This is a genomic window from Kitasatospora sp. MBT66 (assembly GCF_000710405.2).
Classification (GTDB): Bacteria; Actinomycetota; Actinomycetes; order Streptomycetales; family Streptomycetaceae; genus Kitasatospora; species Kitasatospora purpeofusca.
The window spans coordinates 151124-157669 of the sequence record NZ_JAIY01000020.1; the positions used below are offsets into that span (position 1 = coordinate 151124).

Annotated in this window: 7 protein-coding genes; 4 read left to right on the forward strand and 3 right to left on the reverse strand. The window is 72.8% G+C overall.

Going from position 1 to position 6546, the window contains the following annotated elements:
• Positions 1 to 191: 191 nt before the first annotated feature.
• Positions 192 to 626 (forward strand): hypothetical protein, encoded by a 435-nt coding sequence (locus tag BI06_RS51970; RefSeq protein WP_051741856.1) that lies wholly within the window; start codon positions 192 to 194, stop codon positions 624 to 626.
• Positions 627 to 796: 170 nt separating this feature from the next.
• Here the strand turns inward: BI06_RS51970 and BI06_RS41735 are convergent, their stop codons facing one another.
• From BI06_RS41735 to BI06_RS41745, 3 genes are all read right to left on the reverse strand, one after another.
• Entirely contained in the window at positions 797 to 1759 is a 963-nt protein-coding gene (locus tag BI06_RS41735; RefSeq protein ID WP_043477333.1) for an electron transfer flavoprotein subunit alpha/FixB family protein, read from the reverse strand.
• A gap of 45 nt (positions 1760 to 1804) precedes the next feature.
• A complete protein-coding gene (locus tag BI06_RS41740) occupies positions 1805 to 2590 on the reverse strand; it encodes an electron transfer flavoprotein subunit beta/FixA family protein (protein ID WP_043472031.1) in 786 nt (261 codons plus the stop codon).
• Positions 2591 to 2962: 372 nt separating this feature from the next.
• Positions 2963 to 3376, reverse strand: a complete 414-nt coding sequence (locus BI06_RS41745) for a thioredoxin family protein (protein ID WP_030398663.1) — start codon at positions 3374 to 3376, stop codon at positions 2963 to 2965.
• Positions 3377 to 3599: 223 nt separating this feature from the next.
• On the opposite strand from BI06_RS41745, the gene BI06_RS41750 reads away from it, so the two are divergent.
• The 3 genes from BI06_RS41750 (at position 3600) to BI06_RS41760 (ending at position 6486) form a co-directional block, all read left to right on the forward strand.
• On the forward strand, positions 3600 to 4025 hold the full coding sequence (locus BI06_RS41750) for a DUF4395 domain-containing protein (RefSeq protein ID WP_030398662.1): 426 nt from the start codon (positions 3600 to 3602) through the stop codon (positions 4023 to 4025).
• Positions 4026 to 4277: 252 nt separating this feature from the next.
• Positions 4278 to 5048 carry a 1-acyl-sn-glycerol-3-phosphate acyltransferase gene (locus BI06_RS41755; RefSeq protein WP_030398661.1) on the forward strand — a complete coding sequence of 257 codons (771 nt, stop codon included), beginning with the start codon at positions 4278 to 4280 and terminating at the stop codon, positions 5046 to 5048.
• 244 nt (positions 5049 to 5292) lie between these two features.
• Complete coding sequence (locus BI06_RS41760) at positions 5293 to 6486, forward strand: PD40 domain-containing protein (protein WP_043477336.1); 1194 nt, start codon at positions 5293 to 5295, stop codon at positions 6484 to 6486.
• Positions 6487 to 6546: the final 60 nt, after the last annotated feature.

The window sequence follows — 6546 nt, forward strand, 5'->3', positions numbered from 1 at the left end:
AGATCGAAGTCCTGGCTCATGAGCGGCCACTCCTGTTTCACGACGTTCACGACGGTACTCAGTACCCTTCATTATGCACGTGCGCAAGGAAAAGGGAACTCAGTGCCTTCACAGAGCGGCACTGAGTTCCCTATCCTCTTTTTGGCGGTAGCCGTAGCACCGGGCCCGTACAAACGCAGGGAGATGACACCGTGGTCCACTCAGCCATCGACGCCGACACCGAGAGCGCTCCGCTGTACTTCCAGCGCTGCGACTGGTGCCACAATCCGACCTTCCAGCGGCTGCTCTGCCCCACCTGCGGCTCCACCGAGCTGCGGCTGGAGCGCAGCGAGGGCACCGGGGTGGTGCGGCGGTGCGCCGTCGAGCAGGCCCGCACACCGCTGGCCCGGCAGAAGTCGCTGATCCGGATGTCCGAGGGCTTCGACGTCTGGTGCATCGTCAGCGGCCTGCGCTCCACCGTGCCGGTGGGCACCAGGGTCCGGCTCAGCGGGGCCGAAGGCGTGGAGCAGCCGGAGCTGACGGTGCTGTCGCCGGAGGAGCCGGTTCGGGAGCCGGCCCCCGAACCGCGGCCGCTGCCGCCGAACCAGGGCGGGTTCACCCAGCACCTGGCGGCGTTCGCGGAGTGACGGCGGCCGCGGCTCCCTCGGGGGCCGCGGCCTTTCGGCGCACGGCCAACGGCGAGCGCGGGGCGCTGGGCACTGGGCGCTGGGCGCTGGGCGCTGAACGAGAAGGGCGTGGCACCGAGTACCCCGGGGTACTCGGTGCCACGCCCTTCCGGTGTCCGGTCCGGCCGGTGTCAGGCCTTGCGGGCCTTCACCTCGCCGGTGAGCTGGGGCAGGACCTCGAACAGGTCGCCGACCACGCCGTAGTCGACGAGCTCGAAGATCGGGGCCTCGGGGTCCTTGTTGACGGCCACGATGGTCTTCGAGGTCTGCATGCCGGCCCGGTGCTGGATCGCGCCGGAGATGCCGTTGGCGATGTAGAGCTGCGGGGAGACCTGCTTGCCGGTCTGGCCGACCTGGCTGCTGTGCGGGTACCAGCCGGCGTCGACGGCGGCGCGCGAGGCACCGACGGCCGCGCCCAGGGCGTCGGCGAGCTCCTCGACCACGCCGAAGCCCTCGGCGGCACCGACACCGCGGCCGCCGGAGACCACGATGGCGGCCTCGGTCAGCTCCGGGCGGCCGGAGGACACGCGCGGGGTGCGCGAGACGACCTTGGCGGCGTTGCCGGTGAACGCGACGGCGACGTCCTCCACCGCACCCGCGGCCGGGGCGGCCTCCGGCGCGACGGCGTTCGGCTTGACGGTGATGACCGGGGCGCCGTGCGACACCGTGGACTTCACCTGGAAGGAAGCAGCGAACACCGACTGGGTGGCGACCGGGCCGCTGTCGCCGGCCTCCAGGTCGACGGCGTCGGTGATGAGGCCGGAGCCGATCCGCAGCGCGACGCGGGCGGCGACCTCCTTGCCCTCGCCGGAGGAGGTGACCAGCACCGCGGCCGCGTCGGCGGCCTTGGCGATCTGGGCCAGCGCGTCCACCTTCGGGACGACCAGCTGGTCGGCGAACTCGGCGCCGTCGGCGACGTACACCTTGGCGGCGCCGTACTCGGCGGCCTTGGCGGCCAGCTCGGCCGCCTTGTCACCGGCGCCGAGGACGACCGCCGACGGCTCGCCGATGCGGCGGGCCAGGGTCAGCAGCTCCAGGGCCGGCTTGCGGACCACGCCGTCGGCGTGGTCCACGAGAACCAGGATCTCAGCCATGATTCATTGCTCCTGATCGATCGTTGGATGCGCGAACGGGTGGGACTAGATGAACTTCTGGTCGGCGAGGAAGCCCGCGAGCGCCTTGCCGCCCTCGCCCTCGTCCTTGACGACCGTGCCCGCGGTACGCGCCGGACGCGCCGTCACCGACTCCACCGCCGTCCACGAACCCGCCAGACCGACCTCGCCGGCCTCGATGCCCAGATCGTCCAGGTCCAGGGACTCCACCGGCTTCTTCTTCGCCGCCATGATCCCCTTGAACGACGGGTAGCGCGCCTCGCCCGACTGGTCCGTCACCGACACCACCGCCGGCAGCGACGCCTCCACCAGCTCCGTCGCCGAGTCACCGTCCCGACGACCCCTCACCGCACCGCCCTCGACCGACACCTCCGACAGCAGCGTCAGCTGCGGCACACCCAGCCGCTCCGCCAGCAGCGCCGGCAGCACACCCATCGTGCCGTCCGTCGACGCCATACCACCGATCACCAGGTCGAACCCGGTCCGCTCCAGCGCCTTCGCCAGCACCGCCGACGTCCCGATCACGTCCGAACCGTGGATGTCCTCGTCATTGACGTGCACAGCCTTGTCCGCACCCATCGACAACGCCTTGCGCAGCGCGTCCTTCGCGTCGTCCGGACCCACCGTCAGCACGGTCACCTCGGCACCCTCGTTCGCCTCAGCGATCCGCAGCGCCTGCTCCACCCCGTACTCGTCCAGCTCCGACAGAAGGCCGTCCACGCCCTCCCGGTCGGTGGTGTGGTCGTCCGCGAAACGACGGTCACCCGTCGCGTCCGGCACGTACTTCACACAGACAACGATCCTCAAGCTCACGGCCTGTCTCCTGTACTGGTCTCGTCCGGCGGCTGCGGCTGTGCAAGCGGGCGCGAAACACGGTACGCACCTGCTCCCGGCAGCGTGCTCCCGTGCCGGTCCGGAACTCCCTGGCAGCATACTCGCCAGTAGCCCGACGGTCACTACTCGCCAGTAGCTTACGCCGCGCGGTCCCGGCCGGGCGTCCCCTCGGGCCCCCTCGGCAGCCCCGAGCAGGCCCGTCGGCCCAGGTGGACCGCGGGACGGACGCACTGCCGTCAGGGCCATCCTGCCCCAGCCCGACCACTGCTCCACCCCGCGGGGGCGCTCCTTCCCCCTCGGGGCCCACCGCGACCGCGGAACACACCGTTCCGCGCCGGGGTGCGGGACCGCTCAGACCGCCTCGCCCAGCGCCGCGATCACGTCCGCCCGCCGCGGCTGCCCGGACGCCCGGCGGACCACCCGGCCACCCGCGTCCAGCACCAGCACCGTCGGCGTCCGCAGGATGTCCAGCCGCCGGACCAGCTCCAGCCGCTCCTCCGCGTCCAGCTCCACGTGCGCCACCCCGTCGACCATCCCGGCCACCTCCGCGAGCACCCGGCGGGTGGCCCGGCAGGGCTGGCAGAAGGCCGTCGAGAACTGCACCAGGGTCGCCCGCTCGCCGAGCGGCACCCCCAGCTCGGCCGCCGACAGCCCCACCGCCCCGTCCTTCGCCCGCACCCTCAGCCTCCCGTCGCGCTTGGCCCGCAGCAGCCCGAACGCACTCGCCAGCGCGAGCACGACAACGCACACCACCAACCCGGTCATCCCCCCAGTCTGCGCCAGGCCCCCCGGACCCCGGGAGCGGCCCCGGCAAAACGGTCGACCGCCGGCCCGCGGCCCGCGTACGATCACCGGGTGGACTCCGACCGCCCCGCACAGCCGCTGCTGACCGCCCGCCGGGTGGTCGACCTGTGCCGCGCCACGGCCTCGCGCTGTCGCTGACGCTCCCCAGCCGTCAGCCCGCCGCCGTCCCCTCCCGGAGTCCCCCGTGCAGATCGACCCCCGCGGCCCGCGCTTCGCCGCCGCGCTCACCACCGTCGTCCTGGCAGCCGTCCTGCTCACCGGCAACGGAGTCCTGCTCGCCGCCCAGGCCCTCGTCTTCGCCCTCGGAGCCCTCGGCGGGCTGCGCCGCTCCCCCTACGGGTGGCTCTACCGCACGCTGGTCCGCCCCCGGCTGGCACCGCCGGCCGAGACCGAGGACGAACGCCCGCCCAGGTTCGCCCAGGGCGTCGGCCTGGTCTTCGCCCTCGTCGGCGTGCTCGGCTTCCTCACCGGGACCGCCTGGCTCGGCCTGCTCGCCACCGGCTTCGCGCTGGCCGCCGCCTTCCTGAACGCCGCCTTCGGCTACTGCCTGGGCTGCGAGATGTACCTGCTGGTCCGCCGCGCACAGCGCCGGGTGGACGCCACCGCCTGACCTCGCCGCGCCGACACCTGGCACGGGGCCCGACCGGGGAGGAAAAGTTCCCGGCCGGGCCCATCACGTACGTCACACCTTCACATTCCGCCAGGCAGCACCCCTCAGGTGACAGCAGGCACTCCTTCGGGGGATCATCTCCGTGTATCGCCCGTGGCCGCCGCGGTGTGCCGTGCTCCCGGTCGGCCCCCACGCACCGCCCCGGGGCCCCGCCGTACCGGGCCGCCAGGCCCGTCGAAGTCAGGACTGACCGTGGCAGAGCTCGTCTACCCGCCGGTGATCGGCGCCGCACTGACCGTCTTCCGCGCACTCGACGTGCGTATCAAGATCGTCGGCGCCGAAAACATCCCCGCCGAGGGCGGGGCGGTACTCGTGAGCAACCACATCAGCTACCTCGACTTCCTCTTCGCGGGCCTGGGCGCCTACCGCGGCGGCAAGCGCAAGACCCGCTTCATGGCCAAGGACGACGTGTTCAAGCACGGTGTCTCCGGCCCCCTGATGCGCGGCATGAAGCACATCCCGGTCGACCGGACCGACGGTCAGCCCGCCTACGAGGCCGCCGTCCGCGCCCTCCGGGCCGGCGAGGTCGTCGGTGTCTTCCCCGAGGCCACCATCAGCCGCTCCTTCATGCTGAAGAAGTTCAAGACCGGCGCCGCCCGGATGGCCGCCGACTCCGGCGCCCCGCTGCTGCCGGTGATCCTCTGGGGCACCCAGCAGCTGTGGACCAAGGGCCGCCCGAAGACCCTCACCAAGCGGCACGTCCCGGTCACCATCATGATCGGCGAGCCGATCGTGCTGACGCCCGAGGACAAGCCCGTCATGGTCACCCGGCGTCTGCGCGCCGCGATGACCGAGATGCTCGACCGCGCCCAGCGCGAGTACCCCGGCAAGCCCTCCGGACCCGAGGACAACTGGTGGCTGCCCGTCCACCTCGGCGGCACCGCGCCGACCCTGGAGGTCGCCGAGGCCGAGGACGAGGCGGAGGCCCTCGCCAAGGCCGAACGCCGGGCCGCCCGCGGCTGACCCCGGGCCACCGTTCCCGCCGACCTGCCGTACTTCCGTTCCGCTGCTCCGCCGTACTTCCGTTCTGTTGCTCCGCCGTGCCGCCGTACTGCCGCACGAACGGGCGACTCTCCGTCGCCGAGCGGACGCGGACCGTCGCGTGTCGCCCGGCTCCGCACCCTCCGATCTGACAAGGTGACAGCTCCTTCGGGGGGCAATCACGTCCGGACTCGCCGGGCGGATCGGAGACGGAGATGACACGCGGATGACGCGCACACGGCTCTCACGGACCACCCCCGCCACGGCCCGCACCCGCCCTCACGCCGGTGCGGGCCTCCTGCTCGCCGGGGTCCTGCTCACCGGCTGCGGCGCCCAGCCCGGCGAGATCCCGCTCAGCGAGATCCGCGCCGAGTCGCCCAGCCCGACCCCCACCGTCGAAGCGGCCGTCGCCAACGGCACCGCCGCCGTCGACGCGGCCGCGGCCACCCCGACCGCCCCGCCGGCCCAGAACGGCCTCATCGCCGGCCGGACCTTCCTCGACCAGGACCGCCTCACCAGCGCGATCTTCGCCGTCACCGCCGACGGCCGGACCCGGCAGCAGCTCACCCAGCCCGGCGACCGCACCCGGGACGACCACCCCACCTGGTCCCCCGACGGCACCGCACTCGCCTTCGACCGCACCGGCGCCGACTCCCCCGGCCGTATCTGGACCACCAGCTCCGACGGCCGGAACGCCCGTCAGCTCGGCCCGCTCTGCGAGGCCGGCGCCCCCGACTGCGTCAACGAGACGGAGACCGCGCCCGCCTGGTCCCCCGACGGCAAGCTGATCGCCTTCACCCGCAGCTGGGGGAGCTCCGATCCGAACTCGGAGCAGATCCAGTACAGCGACCTCTTCGTCATCGCCCCCGACGGCACCAACGCCCAGCGGCTCACCTTCCTCACCAACGACACCCCGTACTCCGGCGCCGTCACCGACCCCTCCTGGTCCCCCGACGGCAAACAGCTCGTCTTCTCCTACCGGACCAGCGCCACCGGCCAGCCCGCCAACGGACGTTCCCTCTACATCGTCAACGCCGACGGCACCGGTCTGCGCCGACTCACCCCCTGGGAGCTGCGGGCCGGCGAACGCGCCGACTGGTCCCCCGACGGCAGCCGGATCGTCTTCACCACCTACCCGGCCGGCCCCGACAACGCCCCCGGCGGCGGCATCTACACCGTCCACCCCGACGGCACGGCCGTCGAGGCGCTCACCCCCGGCCCGTCCGACGTCACCTACGGAGCCGCCTCCTACTCCCCCGACGGCACCTCGATCGCCTTCGACCAGGCCCCCGCCGGCGGAGCGTCCGAGCTCTGCACGATGCGCGCCGACGGCTCGACCGTCACCCGGCTCACCGACCCCCAGGGCCACGCGGAGAGCCGCCCCAGCTGGGGCACCGCCCAACCGCAGCCGCAGAGCTGAGTTCTCGGCGCACCCAGCAATCCGCAGTAATCCGCGGCAATTCACGCAGAACGCAAAGAA

Excerpts from the sequence above, each read along its gene's own strand:
- BI06_RS41735 (WP_043477333.1), bottom strand. The coding sequence starts at position 1,759 with ATGGCTGAGATCCTGGTTCTCGTGGACCACGCCGACGGCGTGGTCCGC.
- BI06_RS41745 (WP_030398663.1), bottom strand. The coding sequence starts at position 3,376 with ATGACCGGGTTGGTGGTGTGCGTTGTCGTGCTCGCGCTGGCGAGTGCG.
- BI06_RS41760 (WP_043477336.1), top strand. The coding sequence starts at position 5,293 with ATGACGCGCACACGGCTCTCACGGACCACCCCCGCCACGGCCCGCACC.